Source organism: Neoluteolibacter marinus (genome assembly GCF_014904755.1).
Lineage (GTDB): Bacteria > Verrucomicrobiota > Verrucomicrobiia > Verrucomicrobiales > Akkermansiaceae > Haloferula > Haloferula marina.
This window is the reverse complement of record NZ_JACZFQ010000094.1, coordinates 1-375: the sequence shown is the minus strand read 5'-3', so window position 1 is coordinate 375 and position 375 is coordinate 1. Positions and strand designations below refer to the sequence as shown.

Sequence of the window (375 nt, the reverse complement as noted above, 5' to 3'; positions counted from 1 at the left end):
ACCATGGGGTATTAATCCGCCTTTCGGCGGGCTATTCCCCACTGCAGGGCATGTAACTCACGTGTTACGCACCCGTGCGCCACTGGAGACATCCAAAGTAAACTCCGAATATCCCCCGTTCGACTTGCATGTCTTAAACACGCCGCCAGCGTTCGTTCTGAGCCAGAATCAAACTCTCCGTAAAAAAACGTATGCCGTGATCCGAAGATCACGAACAAAATTGACCGTCCGAATTTCACCCCGAAGGGCTTCCTCCGAACGCTGCGCGCCATTCTTCGGCACGCAGCACACAATTTAGCCTTTTCCTCTTCACCCGGCTTTTTCTGGCACGGTTCTCGCTAATGCAGCAGTGCTGCGGAGCGTCGAAGCCGTCCT

1 rRNA gene is annotated in these 375 nt (G+C 54.1%); it reads right to left on the bottom strand.

The features are described 5' to 3' along the window. Positions 1-184: ribosomal RNA gene (locus tag IG178_RS17695) — 16S ribosomal RNA — on the bottom strand; the annotation flags it as partial. Positions 185-375: the final 191 nt, after the last annotated feature.